Here is a 19,827-nt window from a genome sequence, read left to right on the forward strand (position 1 = left end):
AGCCAGAACCTCATTCCCGGCGCCACAACCTCGCGGAAGCAACTCATCCAGCTTAACTCATCCGGGCGACTCGGTGCAAACCGTGTCGCTCGGCGAGTCGGACTCGGACTGAGTCGATCCCGTCGTGGTGGAGGAGAACCAGATCCTTCCGGGATCCGGCCCCGCTCTCTCTCGCGGCTCCAATTAAGTTACACACTCTGGAACAGCAAACCAAATCTGCAGGTCAGAGGGCATTTCTCCCGTCATGTGCCCGCCACTTCTCCGTCGTTCGCAGTTCGCGGGGCGCCCGGCCGGCACGGCGGCGGGGCTCCTGGACACGAGAAACGGCGCAGGTCGCGAACGCCGTAACGTTCGGACCTGCGCCGTCATGAGCGGGGAGAAACAGGAGGCGGCCGGAAACCGGACCCGAGCCCACCCGTTACCTAGACAAGCTCTTCTGCTGCGCGGATTATCCCGCCGAGGGAGCGCACGTTCTCGATGAACTCGGGGTAGCCGCGCTCGATATGGTGCACCTCGCAGACTTCGGACTCCCCGTCCGCGCACATCGCGGCCAGCACCAGGCCGGCTCCGGCGCGGATATCGGAAGCCCACACGGTTGCGGAGTCGAGGCGGTCGCGGCCGACGATCTTCGCGTGGTGGCCGTCGGTCTCCGCGTCCGCACCCATGCGGACCATCTCCTCGACGAAGCGGAAGCGGGACTCGAAGATGTTCTCCGTAACCACGCTCATCCCCTTGGACACCGCGGCGAGCGCGATGGCCATCGGCTGGAGATCCGTGGGGAAACCGGGGAACGGCATCGTCTGCGTATATATGGCGAGCGGCTGCTTCTCCTGGACCACGTGGATGCTCTTCGGCCCGAGGACCTCGATCTCGGCACCGGCGCCACGCAGCTTCTCGAGCGCGACGTGCATGTGCATCGGATCGACGCCGGTGATCGTGAGGTCACCACGGGTCATCACCGCGCCGAACGCCCACGTCGCTCCGACGATCCTGTCGCCGATAACCCGATGGGACACCGGGCTGAGCTCGGGGACGCCCTCGATCTCGATGGTCGAGGTCCCGGCCCCGGTGATCTTCGCGCCCATCTTCGACAGCAGCTCGCAGATATCCGAGATCTCCGGCTCGCGCGCGGCGTTACTCAGCACCGACTTGCCCTCGGCGAGCGCCGCGGCCATGACGAAGGTCTCCGTCGCCCCCACCGACGGGAACGTGAGCCGGTATTCGGCACCCGTGAGCTTTTCCGCCCTGGCCACGACTCGGCCGTGGTCCATGTGGGTCTCCGCGCCGAGGTGGTTGAGCCCACGCTGGTGCATGTCGAGCGGCCGGTTGCCGATGGCATCACCGCCGGGCATCGCGACGACAGCGCCGCCGGTCCTGCCCACGAGCGCGCCGAGCACGCACACCGAGGCGCGCAGCTTCTGCACCGCCTTGTCCGTGGCCTCGTTGGAGATTTCCTCGGGCGTATCGATCGTCACGACATCACCCGCGACCTCGACCTCACATCCGAGGAGCCGCAGCACCGCGGCCATCGCCTCGATGTCCGCGATGTCCGGGCAATTGGTCAGGGTCGTGCGACCGGTTGCCATAAGCGCGATGGCCATGAGTTTGAGAACGCTGTTCTTCGCGCCCGTTACCTCGATTTCTCCATCGAGGCGCACTCCCCCCTGCACGAAGTAACTTCTGGAAATCTGTCCTGAAGGCTTACTCACGTCGACCACACTATTAGATGTGGGGCCGCCGCGTGTCCGCGGCGCGGTAGCCTCGCGATATGGCTGTGCATCTGACCCGCATCTACACACGGACCGGCGACGAAGGCTCCACCGGGCTGTCGAATTTCGATCGCGTCGCCAAGGACGATTCCCGGCTCGTGGCCTATGCGGACTGCGACGAAACCGGCGCGGCGATCGGCCTCGCGCTCGCGTGCGGCGAACCGTCGGCGGCGATGCGCGAGGTGCTCTCCTCGGTTCAGAACGATCTCTTCGACGCCGGCGCCGACCTCTCCACACCCGTAGAGGAGAACCCGAAATATGCGCCGCTGCGGATCACACCCGGGTACATCAAGCGGCTCGAGGGCCTCATCGACGAACTCAATGCCCCGCTCCCCGCGCTCACGTCCTTTATCCTCGCCGGCGGGACGCCGCTCGCCGCGCACCTGCACGTGGCGAGGACCGTGTGCCGCCGGGCCGAACGCAGTGCGTGGACCGCGGTGCGCGAGCACCCCGAGAACACGTCCGCGCTGCCCGCGAAGTATCTCAACCGACTCTCGGACCTGCTGTTCGTCCTCTGCCGGACTGCGAACGGCGGAGACGATGTGCTCTGGCGCCCGGGCGGCGAGCGAGCCGAGCGGGGCGCGGCCACGGATCCAGACACGGATCGGGCCTCGACCCCGGATCAAGACTCGGGGGAATGACGGCGCGGCTCCGCGCCCCCTCGCGGAGCCGCCGTTTGCACCCGGTCCCTCGGACTCGCCGACGCCCGAGATCCGGGCGGACTTCCGTGTCGTCTACGGAAGGGCGCCGATCCTGCGGGCGGCGTTGACCGCCTCGTAGCGGGTGTGGGCATCGAGCTTCCGCATCGCCGAACGCAGGTAGCTCTTGACCGTCTCCGCGCCGATCCCCATGATCTGGCCGGTCTCGATATTGGTCTTGCCCTGCGCGACGCAGGCGAGCACGTCGAGCTCGCGTCGGGCGAGCTTCGCCGCGGAGACCTGGGAGCTCGGTGCCACGAGATCCGCGGCGATGGACTCGAGCTCCATCCGCGTGAGCGGGTCCTCGGTCCGCGAAGAGAGAACGCGCAGCTTGGCATGGGTCTCGCGCATTCGTTCGTGGACGAGCGCCGCATCGAACTCCGGGACCGCGGTGTCGCCCTCGGCGTGCGCGGCCCCGCCCAGGGAGCCGCCGACGCCGGCAGAAAGGGAGCCGCGGGCGGCCCGGGCGCCGAGACCGCGGCCCGCATTATTGCCCTCGAGAGCATCGGCCACCGCAAGGTGCTGTTCGAGACGGCGGCCGACAGCCGTCATCTCCGCGAGGGATTTCTCGCCGAAGCGGACGTTGGTCCGCATGGCGACGTAGAGCACGGCGCGCACGGAATCGCCGACGATCGCCGGAATCGCCGCGACCGAGCGGACGCCCTCCGTGCGGACGAGCTCGTCGAACTCGTGGCTGATGACCCCGGAGCGGAGGTACTCGGTGACCCCGAAGGGCTTGCCGGTGGCGACGATCCGCCCGCCGACCCCGACGCCGGGGGCGACCTCGACATCGATGTCCTGGAGGGTGCTCAGCCCGTGGGCCTCGCACACGTGGAGGGTCTTGTTCTCCCCGACGTAACCCCCGGCGACCAGCGGCACTCCGGTCCGCTTCCGCAGCTCATCAAGGGCGGCGCGGATCGCGGCTCGGTCGCTGTCCCGTTTCCGCCGCAGCCCGGCGGAATGACTCGTACGCGTTTCACTCATGACGATTCCTCACGACGGCCCCTCTTCGCGGGTCGACGAGAAGCGTGTCGGCCCCGGTGGTCGTTCGCCCCCACTATAGGGGTATTTCTACCCCCACCTCAAACACCTACTTGACGTGTCACGTTGTCTGGCGCAAACGGGATTCGCCGCCGACCTCGCGACCTGCGCAGACGCCCCGCGGCGCCCGAAACCCACAGCAAAACCGCAGCTAAGGGCTAAGGCTTCCCTAACCGAGACGTGTGGTTACGGCGTGTTCGCGGGGTCCGCCTCGTCGGGATCCTCTGGGTCGTACAACATCGAGGCCGCGCCCGTCGTGGGGGTGGAGCGCTCGTCGTCGAAAATCCAGCCCTCGGTATCCATCGCGTCCTCCGGCGCGACGAGAAAGGGCTCGAGCACGAAGCCGTCCTCTCGCCGCACCTGCTCTCCCTCCCCCAGCTCGGCCTGGTCGAGGCAAGCCGCGGTCGAGGTGGGCAGATCTACTCCGATGACGACGACCTGCGTGACCTCCCCCGGCCCGCTCGGCCCCTTCGCGCGGAGATCGAGCATCGATCCGACCTTGCTCATCTCGTACGACCACGGTCCATCCTCCGCTGCGAGCACCACCGTGCCCTTCGCCCGGAAAACGCCGGCGGGGAGCCTGCCGATCTCCTCGAGGAAGCGTCGCGGGTGCAATGGCCGCTCCGGGGCGGCGACCGCCGAGGTGTACGAGTCGTGGAGGTGGGAGTGGCCGTGTCCGTGCTCGTCGTGCCCGTGCGCTTCCTCTCTCTCGTGCGATTCGTCGACGCCGCTCTGCGCGCCGTCCCCAGCGCCGCTCCCCGAGCGCCGCTCGCCTCCGCCGAAGAGCAGGCGCATGTCCAGGCGGCCGCGGACGGCCGTCGTCAGGGGCGTTCGAGGGGCGCGCCGGGCGAGGTCGGTGCGGATGTCTTTCTCCTTATCGGCGTCCAGGAGATCCGTCTTGGTGAGCACGAGGAGATCCGAGATCGCGAGGTGCCGCTCGATCTGCGGATGGCGCTGCGCGGTCTCCGGAAAATGCACGGCGTCGACGACGTTGACCAGGCCGCCGTAGGCGATGGTGTCGCGCGGCTGGCGGCGCACGAGACGCGCGAGGACGTCGGGCTCGGCGAGGCCGGACGCCTCGATCACCACGAGGTCGAGCGCGTGCTCGGGCGCGGCGAGGTCAGCGAGAGCGGTGTCGACCTCGGTGATGTCGATCTCGCAGCACATGCATCCGCCGGCGAGCGAGATCGTCGAATCCACGCGCCCGGCCACCGATAGAGCGTCGACCTCGACGGCCCCGAAATCGTTGACCACGGCGGCGACCCGCAAACCGGAGAGCCCGGAGAGCAGGTAATTGAACAGCGTGGTCTTACCGGCGCCGAGGAATCCCGTGAGCACGAGCACCTCAAGCGGATCCGCAGGATCGCGGCGCGGCGGAGTCCAGTCGCCCTGCGCCACTAGCGATCCCACTTGGGTTCGCGCTTGTCCACGAACGCCGCCATACCCTCGTTCTGGTCCGGCGTGCCGAACATCGCGTAGAAGTTCGCCTTCTCGAACTCGAGGCCCTGCTCGAGGGTGGTTTCGAGCGCGCGGCGGGTCACCAGCTTCGCGACCTTCGTCGAGTAATCGGACTTCGAGGCGATGGTCGCGGCCGTCTTCTTCGCCTCCTCGAGGAGCTCTGCCGTGGGCACGATCCGCGAGACCAGCCCGGCGCGCTCGGCCTCCTCCGCGCCCATCATGCGGCCGGTGAGGATGAGGTCCATCGCCTTGTACTGTCCGATGGCGCGGGTGAGGCGCTGCGATCCGCCCATGCCGGGAATGACCCCGAGGTTGATCTCCGGCTGCCCGAACTTCGCGTTCTCGGCGGCGAGGATGATGTCGCACATCATGGCGAGCTCGCAGCCGCCGCCGAGGGCGTACCCGGACACCGCCGCGATGAGCGGTGTGCGCGCTCCGGAGACCCTGGCCCAGTTGCCCATGAAATCCTCGACGAAGGTCCGTGGGTAGTCGAAGGCCGACATCTCGGAGATGTCCGCGCCGGCGGCGAACGCCTTCTCCGAGCCGGTGACGACGATGGCCCCGATACCCGGGTCGGCGTCGAGCTCCTCGACGGCCTCTGCCATCTCTCGCTGCACCTGCACATTGAGCGCGTTGAGCTTCTCGGGCCGGTTGAGGGTCACGACCGCCGTGCGAGCCGAGCGATCGATGTCGACTTCGAGCGTGTCGAAGGTGCGCTGTCCGGCGTCAGAAACCATGGTCTTCCCCTTTGTTGCTTCGGCGGTGACGGGTGGGCGACCCGGCCCGGACCACGTGGGTCGAACCGGGCCACCCGATCGCCGCCGATCCTAGCGTCCGTTATGCCGAGACCGGGCCCGCATCGTACAAACCGGAGCGGGTGACCTCCTCGTGCTGCACCTCCGCCGGCTTCGCGTCGGGAACGAACGGCTTGTAGCGCACGAGCGAACCCCAGTCGCGGTCCCAATCGTGGTCGAGATAGGTAGGCACGGTCTCGCCCTCGAGCGTGAGCTCGATGAACCCGAGGGGGCCGCCGCCGTCCCAGCCTTCCCAGGTGTTCGTCGATGAGGCGGCGAGTCCGCGGTCCGGGAGGATCCGGTACTCGGGCAGCTCGGTGACCCCGGCGAACTCCTCGAACGGGCGCACGCACGGCACGTGGAAGGCCACGGCCCAGTCCGGGAGCACCGGCGCGGAGTCGCCGATGAGATCCTGCATCGTCTGCGTGACGGGGATACGCGGCGGTGTCACGGCGATCCAGCGGTCCGGGTCCGAATCGTCGTCCTTGACCACGACCCGCACGGCGGTGGCGTCGTCGGGGATTTCGTCGAGCGGCACGCGGAGGTTGCGCCATGACGGTGCCGGTCCCACGTCGATGGGATCGACCGAGTCGACGGCCTCCGTCTTGTCGCCCTGCGTCGGGTCGCCGGTGGTGTACTCGATCTTGACCTCGCCCTCGCGGAAGCGGCCGGCGACGGCCATCGTGAGCAGCGGCCCGCGCTCCTGCGCCGACGGCAGCGTGTACCAATCGGATTCGATCATGCCGGAGATCTGGACGTCACCCTGCTGGTAGGAACTGAGCACCGGGGTCGTCTCCGGGTCGAGCCCGAACGGCAGCGCAGTGCGCGAGCCGTTGATGCCCTCGACGGCAGTAGTGCCGCCGCCGGTGCCGGCCGTCGCGGCGGAGTCGTCGGAGTTTTCGCCCGTGCTCGGTCCGCCAGTGTTGGCGTCGACATTGACCGAGGAGGAGAGATCCCGCGGGATGCCGTTGGCGGTGAACACGTCGCCCTCGCTCTTCGCGTCGAGACCGTGTGCGACGTCGAGCGATGCCGGCTTGAGCATGCCCTTGTTGGGGTCCGGCTCCGCGAGTACGGCGTCGCCGAGCGCGCACTCGTTGCCTTTTAGGCCGTTGATGTTCTGCTGCGCCACCGAGTAGGCGGGCGCCTGCACCTTGGCGGCGTAGAGCATCGAGGCGACCATGACGAGGACGACGAAGCCCGCCGCGAGGCCGAGCGGAGCATTGGCTGTCTCCTTGAGGAGCGTCTTGAATCTCGACTCGGGCCCCTGCTCCGGCTTCTCCTTCGGCGGGACGAAGGCCTCGCGGAAATGAAGCAGCAACGCCGCGAACATCGCGACGAACATGAGCACGAAGAACACCTCGTAGAGGTGGATGCCCTTGACGCTCGGGGCGACGCCGCCGAACGGGATGCCGTAGATGGAGATGTACCACCAGCCGTTTGGCGCGGTGAAGCTGAGCGCGAGGAGGAAGAAGATTCCCGCGAGGAACAGCACGCGGTTGCGCAGCGAGCGGGTCGCCGCCGGCAGCACCGCGAGCGTGACCAGCGCGCCGAGCAGAGCGCCGATCGAGGCGAACGCGCCGAAGTGGTGCGTCCACTTCGTGGGGTTGAAGGCCATAAACGCGATGGAGAGCACCGACAGGCCGAGAATGCGGCGGCTCGGGCCGAGCGCGACGCCCGGGATGCGGCCCTTGCGGAACAGGATCATCGCGCAGGTGACCAGGGCGATGATCAGCGCGATCATCGCGAAACGGCGGGCGAGCGAGCCGTCCGGGGTCGGGTCGAGCAGCCACTGGTAGCGCCAGTACTCCTCGTACCACTCCCCCTTGGGGCCGACGCGGCCGAGGAGCGCCGAGGACTGGAGGGTGCTCTTGAGCGGCTGGTCGAGGAAGATGAGGAAAAGGATGCCGAGGCCCGAGGCGAGCAGCGGCGCGATGGTCGCCGCCCAGCCGTCGCGCTTCGCGCGCCGCACGATGAGTACGAGCAGCGGCCTCGCCGCCGCGATGATCGCTGCGATGCAAAACGTGCCTGTCGGCGCCGCGGACAGCGTGAGACCGCCGACGATAAAGGCCACGGCCGCGGGCAGGAGTCTGTTCGTGGCGAGGGCTCGCTCGAGGGACACCCACGTCGCGATGACGCCGAACGCCACGATCGGCTCGGGGCGGATGCCGTTGTTGTACGTGAGCCAGAACGCGAGGAAGATCGCCGCCGCGGTCCAGCGCACGGCCGCGTGGTGCCGTGCCGCGACGCCGAGGCGCGGGATGACCTCACGGGAGATGAGGAACCACGTGGCGAAGGCGAGGATGAGAGTGGGCAGCCGCAGCCACACGCTGGCAAGCGTGAAGTGGCTGATGAATGAGTACAGGTAGTACGGCATGCCGAACGGCGCATACGGGGCGCCGAAATAGCGGAACACCTCGGGCATGTACGAGGAGTGAGGGGCGAGTCTGGCCTCGGTGATGATGTAGCCGTCGTCCGAGGTGTTCGCGCCGATGATGTGCCAGAGCACGAGCGTGGCCATGACCAGGAGGTCGAGCGGTCTCGGCTTCCACCAGTTCCGCGGGGCGAAGCGGCGCGAGGTGCGCCCGTCGCGCCGGTCCAGCCTGTGCAGCGCGATGAGCGAGGCGATGACCATGAGCACGCCGAGGCCGATCGCGATCTTCTTGATGAGGGTCGGATCGGTGGTGTATCGCGAATCGATCTCGATGTCGACGGACAGCCCCTCGGGGGCCGCGCCGCTGATGTCCGAGTAGATGCCGACGACTTGCGGGCGCACGTCGTCGCCCGTCGCCCCGGAGTAGGTATTGCCGTCCTCGTCCATCGCGCCGGTGAACTCGGCGGCGGTGAGGTTTGCGTCGGAGTGGACTTTGATCTCCGAGCAGCCGCCGTTCTTGAGCGCGGAGACCGGTGCGGTGGCGATGAGCGAGCCGCGCGAGCGGACCTCGACCTGCTCACCGGCGACGGAGACCGTGAGCGCCCGCGCGCCCGCATCCGGGGCCTGTGCCGGCGCCGTGGAAACGAGGACGTTCCCGCCGCCCGACTCCGCGACCGCCGACACCTCGGTGCACGGGACCGCGACGTCGATGTTCTGCGGGTAATAGGCGACGAGCGGGAGCGTGACGGAGTTGACGTCGCGGTCCTGCGGCCACGAGACATGCGAGGTCGTCTGCGTGACGGGGAGGAGCGGCACGATGACCGCGAAGATGATCCCGAGGATGCCGAACGCGGCCGCCGCGAAGGCCGGGACCTTCGAGTTGGAGGTCGAGGAGCTGCGCAGCGCAGGCGCCCCGTTCGCGCCGTCTGAGCCTAGTTTATCGTCGGCCTCGGCACGACTCGGGATCTTTGGCATGCCCAACAGGTTACGTCCCGTTTTCGGGCGGGAAAAAGTCGGCTCGCGGCGGCGTGGCCAAGCTGTAAGCCCACCGCTCCCCTCCCCAGGCGGCGGCGCGGTCGGGGTGCGGATACGAGAGAAGGCCCAGCGTTTCCGCTGGGCCTTCTCTCATGTTCCGGCTGGTGGCCAGGGCCGGGATCGAACCGGCGACCTTCCGCTTTTCAGGCGGACGCTCGTACCAACTGAGCTACCTGGCCGGAAGATCCCGGTAGAACCGGAACCTTGTGCGACCCTGACGGGACTTGAACCCGCGACCTCCGCCGTGACAGGGCGGCGCGCTAACCAACTGCGCCACAGGGCCGTGCTGCTACGCGGCCAGACCGTTTCCGGCCTGCGCGTTTCGCACGAGTAAGAACTTTAAAGCACGTTTCGATCCAAACACAAATCCGCAGGTGCTCCGGCAGTATGCGCAGCTCCGCTCAGCCGGCCGAGCCAGCGGCCGCGCTGGTGGCGACGAAGACGGGGACCATAGTCGCGACCATCACTGCGTCGACCGCGGCCTTGATCGCCGGGCCGACATCGGCCGGGCACTCGAGCGAGGAAATGCGGTCCTTGATCTGCCTGCCCGACATCCCCGCGGCCGCCTCGCTCAGGACCTTCCGCACCGCGCCGACGCCCTGGAGGATCGAGAGGTCGACCGCCTCGGGGGCGGTGCATGCGCTTCCGCTGAGCACGGCGCCGAGCGAGGTGCGGAGGCGGGCGCCTGGCGCGGGGTCGGCGAGCGGGAACCGCATGGGGACGAAGCCGCCGAGCTTTTTCTCCGTGGCGCCGACTACCCCGGCCTCGGCGAGGTGGATTCCGGCGCGCTCCTCGAGTCGGAGGCCGCTCTTCTGCATTACGCTTAGGAGGCGGAGGCGCTTGCCTTTCCCGGCGATGCGTTCGGTGACGTACGCGAGGACTGTGTCCGGGACCGGATGCCCCACCGGGCGGGAATCCACTAGTACGATCTCGGGGTTCTTGCCGGCGCCGATCTCGATCCGGGCGTGCAACACGAGGTCGGCCACGGCCGCTCCGGCCAGCGCGATGGACCTGTTGCCGTTCGCGGACGACCCGCGCTCGTTCGTGAGGAGGAGGAAGATGTCGTCGGAGATCAACATGACTCCGACGCTATCCGCACGGCCGCGGCAGCGGATCCCCCTGGAGACGGAGGTTTCCCGGATTCCGCGCCGACGTATTCGGTACCCCCTACGGGATTCGAACCCGCGCTACCGGCGTGAAAGGCCGGCGTCCTAGGCCGCTAGACGAAGGGGGCGCGCCACATCCGGGGGAGCCCGGTCAGCAGCGAGGATCAGTGTAGAGGAAGCGGCGGCGCGATACCCAACTCCTCACGGGCGGAGCCGCACACGGGCACTTCGCAGCGTTGGGGGACCGACTGGACACCGGTGCGGCGTCCCGTTCCGAGTGCGACTGCCCGGAATGTATTCTGTTCGATGCCCCTATAGCTCAGTTGGTAGAGCTACGGACTTTTAATCCGCAGGTCGCCGGTTCGAGCCCGGCTGGGGGCACTTTTCTTAGCCCGCCCGCCCCTCCGCCGCGTACCCCGTTATTCAGTGGCCCGCCGCCGAGCGGCCGTGGAGCTCGTATTCGGCCAGCAGTTCGCGGCCTGCGTCCGCGTCGAGGAGGCGGTGGCGTCCGCCGTCATAGACGAAAACGGGATCGCCGACCTGCCACGATTCGCGGCGCAGCACCGGCTTGGCGATCTTCCGGGTCGCGGTGGTGGGCATCGCGGGGACGATGCGGACGAAGCGTGGGCGCCATTTCGGCCCGAGGTCGCTGCGCCCTTCGAGGAAGTCGGCGAAGGCGGCGGGATCGAATTCCGTTCCGGGGCTCATGTGGAGGGCGGCCATCACGGCGTCGCCGGTGCGCGGATCGGGAACCGGGTAGACGGCCGCGACGAGCACCCCGGGGAACTCCGAGAGGATCCGCTCGATCGGGGCGGCAGAGAAATTCTCCGAGTCGACGCGGATCCTGTCCGCCGAGCGCCCGGCGAAGTAGAAGAAGCCGTGCTCGTCGCGGTAGCCGAGGTCGCCCGTGTGGAATGCCTCGCCGTCGACGCGCTCGGCGGTGGCGTCCGGCCGCCCGTAGTAGCCCTCGAACATCGCGGCGCCGCTGCGGTTGACGATCTCGCCGATCGCCTCCCCCGCGTTGCGGATCTCCCCGCTGGGTCCGAAGCGCGCCGGCGGGCACTCGTTCCCGCCGGAGTCGAGGATCGCGATGTCCATGTAATCGCCGGCCCGGCCGAGCGCGTTCTTCGGCGTGCCGGGCGTCCGCTGGATCACCGCGCCGCCCTCGGACGAGCCGTAGGCCTCGGAGGGGGCGACGCCGAAGCGTCGCTCGAACTCTGCCCGGTCGCGGGCCGATGCCTCGGTCCCGAAGACGATGCGGAGCCGGGTCTCCTGTTCCTCCGGCCGCTCGGGAACGGCGAGGATGTAGGCGAGCGCCCGGCCAACGTAGTTGGCGAAGGTCGCACCGAAGCGGAGCACGTCGCCGAGCCACGCACTCGCGGAGAACCGCCGGCGCATCGAGAACGCGCAGCCCACCGCGACGCACGGCGCGAAGACCCCCATGATCGCGTTGCCGTGGAACAGCGGCATCGCCGAGTAGGCGACGTCTTCGGGGACGAGTCCGCGGAAGTTGACCTGACCGAGCATCGCCATGCGGCCCGTGCTGCAGATCACCGGCTTCGGGGCGCCGGTGGAGCCCGAGGTGAACATCAGCGACAGATACGTGCCCTCGTCGCGGCCAGTAGGCGTGAGCTGCGCGGTGGGGTCCGCGGCCGCTCCGGCATGTGCCTCAAGCATCCCGCGCCACCGCGCCGCTTCGACGTCGAGCGGCTCCTCGGCGAGGCCCAGCTCGACTCGCCCGATGCCATCGAGCAGCGCGAGCCCTTCGGCGGAGGCGAGCAGCACATCGCATTCGGCACCCCGGATGTCGGCCGCCAGCTCCGCTCCCCGCCGCGTGGGATTGACCCCGATAATCGTGACGCCGGACAGCGCGGCGCCGCTGAGGAGAAAGAGGTACTCGGGGACGTTGTCGAGGAGCACGCCGACGTGGAGCGTCTTGTGGCGTTCCGGTTCCCGCGAGTCGGTCTTATCGCGGTGCGTTTCGGAGAGCGCCGTGAGGAGCGAGGCGCGCACCGCGGACTCCCGCACGAAGGCATCCCAGGTCCACGACCCGTCCTCGAAGAGCAGTCCCGGTGAATCGTCCCCCTCCCTGGCGAGCAGCATGTGTCCGAAGGTCGCGTGGTTCATCGTGTGCCCAGGATTGAAATCGGCCATGGACTCCTCCTGATCCGTCTCGGCCTCGTTTCGGTCCCATTCGCGTCTGGCTCGGCCCCCCTCTGCCCCGCTCATGGCGCCTCGAGATGGATCTCGACCTCTCGGGGTAGGAAACCGGCGCGCCGCAGGGCGCGGGTGTACGGCGCGTTGATCGAGTCCGTCGTCGCGCGGATCCGCCGCGCACCGTGCTCGGCGGCGAGGACGTCGCGGGCGTAGCGGACGAGCTCGTCGACGAAGCCGTGGCCGCGGAAGGCCGGCAGCACGCCGAGATGTGCGATGTGGAAGCTGCCGTCGTGGACCGAGGGGAACACGTAGCCCACTGGCCGCGGCTCACCCACCGCGCCCACGGCGTCGGCGGCGCCCGTTGTGCCCGCCGCTCCTGCAGCGCCTGCCCAGGCTGCCCCGCTGTTCCCGGGGGGCGGCAGCTCGGCCACGCGCCACCACGAGCGGTCGCCGTCGAGCTCGGTCCGGAGCTCGGAGAGGAACTCCCCGAAGGCCTCTTCGGTCCCTGCGGCGAGCCCGCGGGCCGTCGTCACGTCCAGGGACCCCTCCGCGCAGGCAGCGACCAGCGCCATGAACTCCTCGTCGGTGCCCGGGCGGAATCGCAACCGTTCCCGGCGAGGCGCCGAGTCGCTCGGGCCACGCGGGACGCTCCGGTCGCTCGGCCCCCTCCCCGAGACCCATTCGAAGCTGTCGCGCTCGTTGAACTCGTTCCAGCCCACGATCTCTCCGGCCGCGCAACGCCAGCCGACCTCGCCGAGGCAGGCGGGATCGTCCGTCCAGCCCGCGGGCAGCCGGATCGTGTACAGCGGGCCGTTGTCGTCCTCGCGCGCGTAGTCGAGGTCGACCCCCGACAGGATGAGCCCCGCGCCGATCTCGGCCTTGCCCGGCACGTCCGGTGCGACGTCCCATTCGGCGAGCATCATCGGCTCGCCACCGAAGCCCCACCACACCGCACGACCGAGCAGCTCGCCCCCCGGCCCTTCGGCGACGAACGTCCACTCCGGGCACATCCGCCCCGCCGCGAACTCCGCGCGTAGTGCTTCGTGCCCCATCCTGCCCACACCCGGCGCGCCCCGGAACTCGATCACCGTGGAGATCTCGTCGGTGCGCGACGGGCGGACACAGAACGCCTGTGGAGTGCCGTACATCTCCTCAGCATGTCCCGCCGCCGGCGGGGCCACCGCCGATTCCGGGCATTTGCCGCAGATAGGGGGTGGCGAGACAATGGACGACATGACAATGATCGCAGCGCCGGAAGGCACCTCCGCCGTCACTCACGAACCGGGTGGACGGCGCGCGGGCGAACCCGCGCTGCGGATCGGCCCGCTCGAGCTCGGCTCACCCGTGGTGCTCGCCCCCATGGCCGGGGTCACCAACGTCGCGTTCCGCACGCTGTGCCGGGAGCTCGAGCGCGCCTCGCAGGGCACGGTGTCCGGGCTCTACGTCTGCGAGATGGTCACCGCCCGCGCGCTCGTCGAGCGGCACGAGACCGCACTCCACCTCGCGACGTTCGCGCCCGACGAGTCGCCGCGCTCGCTGCAGCTTTACACGGTCGACCCGGAGTACACCTATCGCGCAGCGAAGATGGTGGTCGACGAGGACATGGCCGACCACATCGACATTAATTTCGGCTGCCCCGTCCCGAAGGTCACGCGCAAGGGCGGCGGCTCTGCGATCCCCTACAAGCGCAAGCTGTTCCGCTCGATCGTCGCCGCCGCCGTGCGGGCCACCGAGGGCACCTCGATCCCCGTCACCGTGAAGATGCGCGTGGGCATCGACGACGAGCACCACACGCACCTCGACGCCGGCCGGATCGCCGTCGAGGAGGGCGCGGCCGCCGTCGCGCTCCACGGCCGCACGGCCGCGCAGCGCTACTCGGGGCAGGCAGACTGGTCACAGATCGCTCGGCTCGTCGAGCACGTCCACGGCATCGATCCGAAAGTGCCCGTGCTGGGCAACGGAGACATCTTCTCGGCCGACGACGCCCAGCGGATGATCGCCGAGACCGGCTGCGACGGCGTCGTCATCGGCCGCGGATGCCTCGGCCGGCCGTGGCTGTTCGCCGAGCTCGCCGCGAAGCTCGGTGGCCGCGAGGAGCCGACGCCGCCGACGCTCGGCGAGGTAGCCGACATCATGTACCGCCACGGCGAGCTGCTCGCCGACCATCACGGCGAGGACAAGGGCATGCGGGAGATCCGCAAGCACGTCGCCTGGTACATGCGTGGCTTCCCCGCGGGACCCGAGTTGCGGGTCGACCTCGCGAAGGTCACCACACTGGAGACGCTGCGCGAGCTCCTGGACCGGCTCCCCGCCGATTCGCCGTTCCCCGCCGACGCCTACGGACCCCGCGGTCGGCAGGGCTCTCCCGGCAAGGTCTCGCTCCCCGAGGGCTGGCTCGACGATCCCGAGGACGATTCCCGCGCTCTGCCCGGCGCCGAGGTGGAGAACTCGGGCGGCTAGTTCGCGCGTCCGCTCCGACGCCCGGCCGCGACACTATTAGCCTGCCTCCGTTTCTCGGTGCGCGACACGGTTTTTCGCCTCGGCCTGCGGGATCGGTGCCCCCGAGCCGGGCGTTCATGCCGTATTTACTCTGAGGACCCCCAATCCACCCCCCGACGCCGTACTATCCCTAGTTATGCGTGAAGGATTCACTGAGCAGCTCACCGAACTCGCTGCCTCCATGGCCAATATGTGCAGTGTCGCCACCGATCTCATGGAGGAGGCGACATACAGCCTCCTCCAGGCGGACCTCGCGGCCGCCGAGAAGGTCATGTCCAGCGAGCAGGTGCTCTCGGCGCAGGCGCGCACCACCGAGGAGAACGCGTACTCGCTCCTCGCCCTGCAGGCGCCCGTCGCGAGCGACCTCCGCCAGGTCGTCTCCTCGATCCAGGCCGTCCAGGACATCAACCGCATGGCCGCGCTCGCGCTCCACGTGGCGAAGATCTCCCGCCGCCGTCATCCCGAGAAGGCCATCCCAGAGCCGCTTTCCGGTTACTTCGCCGAGATGGGCCGCGTGGCCGTGAGCCTCGGGCGCGCCGCGACCGAGGTGATGATGACCCGCGACATCGCCCAGGCCGCCACGCTCTCCGAGCAGGACGATGCGATCGACGATCTCCGCAAGCACCTCTTCACCCTCCTCACCGTCCGCGAGTGGGAGCACGGCGTCGCCGCAGCGGTAGATGTCACGCTTCTCGCCCGGTACTACGAGCGCTTCTCCGACCACGCGGTCGAGGTCGCGCAGCGGATCATCTTCCTCACCACCGGTGAGCTCCCGGGCAAGAGCCACAACGTCGATGTCTCGCCCACGGACGATGCACCGAAGGCCGAGATCACCGCGGAATTCGAGCGCCGCCAGAAGGAGATCGAGCAGCGTCTCCGCGATTCCGGCGCCATCTAGTCACCTCTCCTTAGCGGACGTCTCCGCGCACAGGACCGCAGGGCCGCAGCCACCACGGCTGCGGCCCTGCGGCGATTTTGGACCCGTCCCGGCCTCTCCTGTTTCCGTCTCCCGTCCCTCTTCTCGTGACGGCGCAGGCCGGAAATACGAAAGAGGGGCTCCCCATCGCGAGTCCTGCGGTGGGGAGCCCCTCTGCGCGCGCTCGAATGGGGGTGCGCGCCTGCCGAGTGCCTATCCGAAGCGGCCGGCGATGTAGTCCTCGGTCTCCTTGAGCTCGGGGTTGGCGAAGATCTTCTCGGTGGGGTTGATCTCCACGAGGTGGCCGGGCTTGCCCGTCGCCTCGAGGTTGAAGAACGCCGTCTGGTCGGAGACGCGGGCGGCCTGCTGCATGTTGTGGGTGACGATGACGATCGTGTAGTCGGCCTTGAGCTCGCCGATCAGGTCCTCGACCGCGAGGGTCGAAATCGGGTCGAGCGCGGAACACGGCTCGTCCATGAGCAGAACGGACGGCTCGACCGCGATCGCGCGGGCGATGCAGAGGCGCTGCTGCTGGCCGCCGGAGAGGCCGCCGCCCGGCTTGTCGAGGCGATCCTTGACCTCTTCCCAGAGGTTGGCGCCGCGAAGCGACTTCTCGCACACCTCGTCGAGGCGGGGCTTCGAGCGGACACCCTGGAGCTTGAGCCCGGCGACGACGTTCTCCTTGATGGACATCGTGGGGAACGGGTTCGGGCGCTGGAACACCATGCCGATGGTGCGGCGGACGGCGACCGGGTCGACGTCCTTGCCGTTGATGTCGACGCCGTCGAGGAGGATCTTTCCGGTCGAGTAGGCGCCGGGGATCTCCTCGTGCATGCGGTTGAGCGTGCGGAGGACGGTCGACTTGCCACAGCCGGATGGGCCGATGAAGGCCGTGACCGAGCGCGGCGACACCGACAGGTTGACGTCCTGCACGGCGTGGAAATCGCCGTAGTAGATATTGAGGTTCTCGAGATCGAGACGCATTGCCATGGCTGGGAGTCCTTACTTCGAAGAGGCTTTGGGCTGCAGGGCCTTCGCCGCTGCGGTGGCCAGGATGTTGGCGACGGCGATGATGACGATGAGCGTGAGGGCTGCGCCCCACTGGCGCGCCTCGCCCGTCGTGGTCGCGTTCGAGCGCTCGTTGTTGATGAGCAACGGGAGCGAGGCCATGTTGCCCTTGAACATGTCGAAGTTCTCGCGCGCCGAGTAGCCGACGAGCACGAGCACCGGGGCCGTCTCGCCCATCACGCGGGCGATCGCGAGGAAGATACCGGAGATCATGCCCGAAAGCGCGGTGGGGATGACGATGAAGAGCACGGTCTTCCAGCGCGGCACACCGAGGGCGTACGCGGCCTCGCGAAGCTCGTCCGGGACCAGTTTGAGCATCTCCTCAGTGGAGCGGATGACCAGCGGGAGCATCAGCAGGACGAGGGCGAGCGAGACGGCGAAGCCACTCTTCTTCATCCCGAAGGTGGTCATCCACACGCCGAAGACGAAGATCGCCGCGACGATCGAGGGGACGCCGGCGAGGACGTCGACCATGAAGGTAGTGGGCTTCGCGAGCTTCGACTCGGAGAACTCGACGAGGAGGATGCCTACGAGCACACCGAGCGGAATGGCGATGACCGAGGCGAAGAGCACCTGCATCACCGTGCCGTAGATGGCGTGGAGCACGCCGCCGGCCATCTCGGTGTTGCCGACGCCGCGAAGATCCTCGGTCCACCAGGCCAGGTCGGTGATGACCGGGAAGCCGTCGACGACGACCTTGAAGAGAAGTGCGATCAGCGGGACGAGAGCGATCGCGAAGCACAGGCCGAAGAAGGCGGTCGCGATGTTGTTCTTGATCTTCCGGCTCGGGGCCGTGGGGATGAAGACGTTCTCGGGCTTCGCGGGCTGCGAGAGCTTTTCGGGTGTTGTCGTGGACATTAGCCGTTGACCTTTCCGCCGGCGAACCCTCGCGCGATGGCGTTGACCACGAAGGTGAGGATGAACAGAACGAGACCGGCAGCGATGTAGGCACCGGTGGAGATCGGGTCGTTGAACTCCGCGGCGCCCGACGCGATCTTGGAGGCGAACGTGGCGCCGCCATCGAAGATCGAGTAGTTGGTCTGGCGCGGATCCGCGATCGTGGCGATCGGGGTGGCACCCAGGATCATCATGACCGCGATGGTCTCGCCGAGCGCGCGGCCGAGGGCCAGCATGGCGCCGGCGATGATGCCCGACTTCGCGTAGGGGAAGCAGGTCATCCGGATCTTCTCCCACCGCGTTGCACCGAGCGCCATCGCCGCCTCCTGGTGGAGGCCAGGAGTCTGGCGGATCGTCTCGCGCGACATCGAAGTGATGATCGGGAGAATCATCACTGCGAGCACGATCGACGCGGTGAACACGGTGTTGCCAATCAGCGCGATGTTGCCGTCGCCGAAGAGGAAAAACCAGCCGAGATACTTGTTGAGGAACTCCGCGACGGGCGAGAGGAACGGCGCAAGGACGAGGGCACCCCAGAGGCCGTAAACGATCGAGGGAACCGCGGCGAGGAGGTCGATCACCGTCGAGAGGCCGCGCGAAATGCGCGCCGGCGCGTACTGGACGAGGAACACCGCGATGCCGACCGCGATCGGCACGGCGATGAGGAGGGCGACGATCGAGCTCATCACCGTGACGACGAGCATGTCGAAAATGCCGAAGCGGAAGGACGACGGATCGGTCTTGTAACTGCCGGTCTGCCACTCGCCACTGGTAAAGAAGTTCGCCTGGTTGAGGCTCAGAGCCTGCCAGCCCTGGACGACAAGGACCAGCGCGATCATCGCGACGAGGGCGACGACGATCAGTGCTGCGACGGCGGTCCCCCACTTGAACGCCGCGTCCTGTTTGCGGGAATCGCCGCCATTACCGGAATGGATTGGGGACTTTCCGGCGTTCTTCGATTTGGCGTTCTTACCGGAGGTCGAAGATGCGCTGTCGATCGAGCTCTTCGAGCCGCTGTCTACATCATCGTGAACAGTCATCTGGCCTTCGTTTCGTGATGGTGGGTGATACGCGGGAGGTGTCGGGCGACGCGAGACCGCGCCACCCGACACCTGAGTCCGTTCGGATCCCTATGTGATTACCGCAGACTACGCACCGGCGCCGATGGCGTCGATAGCGGTCTCGAGCTTGCTGCGGAAGGAATCGGGGACCGGGATGTAGCCTTCGTCCTCGAGCTGGCCCTGGACGTCCTGGCTGGCCGCGACCTTGAGGAAGGACTTGACGGCGTTGCCCGTGTCGGCGTCCTCGTACTTCGAGCAGACGATCTCGTACGTCGCGAGGACGAGCGGGTAGGCGCTCGCATCGGTCGGCTTGTAGAAGGACGAGGTGTCGAGGACGAGGTCGTTGCTGCCCTCGCCGTTCTTGAGCTTCGCGGTGTCGATGCTCTTGCCCACGTTCTCGGCGTTGAGCTCGACGCCCTTGCCGTCCGAGGCGGACGTGGTGACCTTGGCGATGCTCAGGTTTTGGGCGGTCGCGAAGCTCCACTCCGTGTAGGTGATCGCGCCGTTGGCACCGTTGATCGCGGCGGCGACACCGTCATTGCCCGCGGCACCCTGGCCGGCACCACCCTGGAAGGTCTTGCCCGCGCCCTTGCCCCACTCGGGACCGGCGGCCGAGTCGAGGTACTTCTGGAAGTTGTCCGTGGTGCCCGACTCGTCCGAACGGAAGATCACGACGATGTCGGTGTCCGGGATGTCGACGCCCGGGTTGAGATCGGCGATGGCCGGATCGTTCCACTTCTTGATCTCGCCCTTGAAGATCTTGGCGGTGACCTCGGGGCTGAGGGTCAGCGGGGCATCGACGCCGTCGAGCTTGTAGGCGATGGCGATCGGGCCGAAGACCATAGGCAGGTTCCAGGCGGGGGCGCCACAGGTGGACTCGGCCGCCGTGTACTCCTCGTCCTTGAGCGGCGAGTCGGAGCCGGCAAACGCGGTCTGGCCGCCGGTGAACTCGGACAC

The 19,827-nt window shown here is 68.1% G+C and carries 15 protein-coding genes and 4 tRNA genes; 4 read left to right on the forward strand and 15 right to left on the reverse strand.

All coding sequences use genetic code 11. The features are described from left to right. Positions 1–422: 422 nt before the first annotated feature. Entirely contained in the window at positions 423–1,688 is a 1,266-nt protein-coding gene (gene murA / locus V7E05_RS10175; protein ID WP_333619559.1) for a UDP-N-acetylglucosamine 1-carboxyvinyltransferase, read from the reverse strand. A gap of 80 nt (positions 1,689–1,768) precedes the next feature. Here murA and V7E05_RS10180 point away from each other — a divergent pair, with 80 nt between their 5' ends. After that, on the forward strand, positions 1,769–2,410 hold the full coding sequence (locus tag V7E05_RS10180; RefSeq protein ID WP_333619546.1) for a cob(I)yrinic acid a,c-diamide adenosyltransferase: 642 nt from the start codon (positions 1,769–1,771) through the stop codon (positions 2,408–2,410). Positions 2,411–2,503: 93 nt separating this feature from the next. Here the strand turns inward: V7E05_RS10180 and V7E05_RS10185 are convergent, their stop codons facing one another. The 8 genes from V7E05_RS10185 to V7E05_RS10220 all read right to left on the reverse strand — a co-directional run bounded on the left by V7E05_RS10185 (position 2,504) and on the right by V7E05_RS10220 (position 10,400). Beyond that, positions 2,504–3,451: a LuxR C-terminal-related transcriptional regulator gene (locus V7E05_RS10185; RefSeq protein ID WP_333619547.1), complete on the reverse strand. Its 948-nt coding sequence runs from the start codon at positions 3,449–3,451 to the stop codon at positions 2,504–2,506. A gap of 243 nt (positions 3,452–3,694) precedes the next feature. Then, positions 3,695–4,906, reverse strand: a complete 1,212-nt coding sequence (locus tag V7E05_RS10190) for a CobW family GTP-binding protein (protein WP_333619548.1) — start codon at positions 4,904–4,906, stop codon at positions 3,695–3,697. Further along, a complete protein-coding gene (locus V7E05_RS10195; protein WP_333619549.1) occupies positions 4,906–5,703 on the reverse strand; it encodes an enoyl-CoA hydratase-related protein in 798 nt (265 codons plus the stop codon). The genes V7E05_RS10190 and V7E05_RS10195 overlap by 1 nt, the downstream gene beginning before the upstream one ends. 100 nt (positions 5,704–5,803) lie before the next feature. Further along, positions 5,804–9,106: an arabinosyltransferase domain-containing protein gene (locus V7E05_RS10200; RefSeq protein WP_333619550.1), complete on the reverse strand. Its 3,303-nt coding sequence runs from the start codon at positions 9,104–9,106 to the stop codon at positions 5,804–5,806. Between the two features lie 162 nt (positions 9,107–9,268). Next, positions 9,269–9,345 (reverse strand) — tRNA-Phe (locus V7E05_RS10205). A 30-nt stretch (positions 9,346–9,375) separates the two neighbouring features. Continuing rightward, a tRNA-Asp gene (locus V7E05_RS10210) sits at positions 9,376–9,449 on the reverse strand. A 118-nt stretch (positions 9,450–9,567) separates the two neighbouring features. Then, positions 9,568–10,245, reverse strand: coding sequence for a GOLPH3/VPS74 family protein (locus V7E05_RS10215; RefSeq protein WP_333619551.1), 678 nt, complete (start codon positions 10,243–10,245; stop codon positions 9,568–9,570). A gap of 82 nt (positions 10,246–10,327) precedes the next feature. Continuing rightward, positions 10,328–10,400, reverse strand: a tRNA-Glu gene (locus tag V7E05_RS10220). Positions 10,401–10,580: 180 nt separating this feature from the next. Between V7E05_RS10220 and V7E05_RS10225 the strand changes: the two genes are divergently transcribed. Continuing rightward, positions 10,581–10,653, forward strand: a tRNA-Lys gene (locus V7E05_RS10225). 42 nt (positions 10,654–10,695) lie between these two features. Here V7E05_RS10225 and V7E05_RS10230 read toward each other — a convergent pair. Beyond that, a complete protein-coding gene (locus tag V7E05_RS10230; protein WP_333619552.1) occupies positions 10,696–12,426 on the reverse strand; it encodes an AMP-binding protein in 1,731 nt (576 codons plus the stop codon). 71 nt (positions 12,427–12,497) lie between these two features. Further along, positions 12,498–13,577, reverse strand: coding sequence for a GNAT family N-acetyltransferase (locus V7E05_RS10235; RefSeq protein WP_333619553.1), 1,080 nt, complete (start codon positions 13,575–13,577; stop codon positions 12,498–12,500). Positions 13,578–13,788: 211 nt separating this feature from the next. On the opposite strand from V7E05_RS10235, the gene dusB reads away from it, so the two are divergent. Together dusB and phoU are read left to right on the forward strand one after the other, a co-directional pair. Next, complete coding sequence (dusB, locus tag V7E05_RS10240; RefSeq protein WP_442891653.1) at positions 13,789–14,889, forward strand: tRNA dihydrouridine synthase DusB; 1,101 nt, start codon at positions 13,789–13,791, stop codon at positions 14,887–14,889. Between the two features lie 175 nt (positions 14,890–15,064). Further along, positions 15,065–15,826, forward strand: coding sequence for a phosphate signaling complex protein PhoU (phoU, locus tag V7E05_RS10245; protein ID WP_333619554.1), 762 nt, complete (start codon positions 15,065–15,067; stop codon positions 15,824–15,826). Between the two features lie 231 nt (positions 15,827–16,057). On the opposite strand, the gene pstB is transcribed toward phoU, so the two are convergent. The 4 genes from pstB to pstS form a co-directional block, all read right to left on the reverse strand. Next, a complete protein-coding gene (gene pstB, locus V7E05_RS10250) occupies positions 16,058–16,834 on the reverse strand; it encodes a phosphate ABC transporter ATP-binding protein PstB (RefSeq protein ID WP_333619555.1) in 777 nt (258 codons plus the stop codon). 12 nt (positions 16,835–16,846) lie between these two features. After that, positions 16,847–17,770, reverse strand: coding sequence for a phosphate ABC transporter permease PstA (gene pstA, locus V7E05_RS10255; protein WP_333619556.1), 924 nt, complete (start codon positions 17,768–17,770; stop codon positions 16,847–16,849). Beyond that, entirely contained in the window at positions 17,770–18,849 is a 1,080-nt protein-coding gene (gene pstC / locus V7E05_RS10260; RefSeq protein WP_333619557.1) for a phosphate ABC transporter permease subunit PstC, read from the reverse strand. Before pstC ends, pstA begins: the two co-directional genes overlap by 1 nt. A 108-nt stretch (positions 18,850–18,957) precedes the next feature. Continuing rightward, positions 18,958–19,827, reverse strand: an 870-nt coding sequence (gene pstS / locus V7E05_RS10265; RefSeq protein WP_333619558.1) for a phosphate ABC transporter substrate-binding protein PstS, incomplete at its 5' end; no start/stop codon positions are given.

This window comes from Dietzia sp. (assembly GCF_036741115.1).
Lineage (GTDB): Bacteria > Actinomycetota > Actinomycetes > Mycobacteriales > Mycobacteriaceae > Dietzia.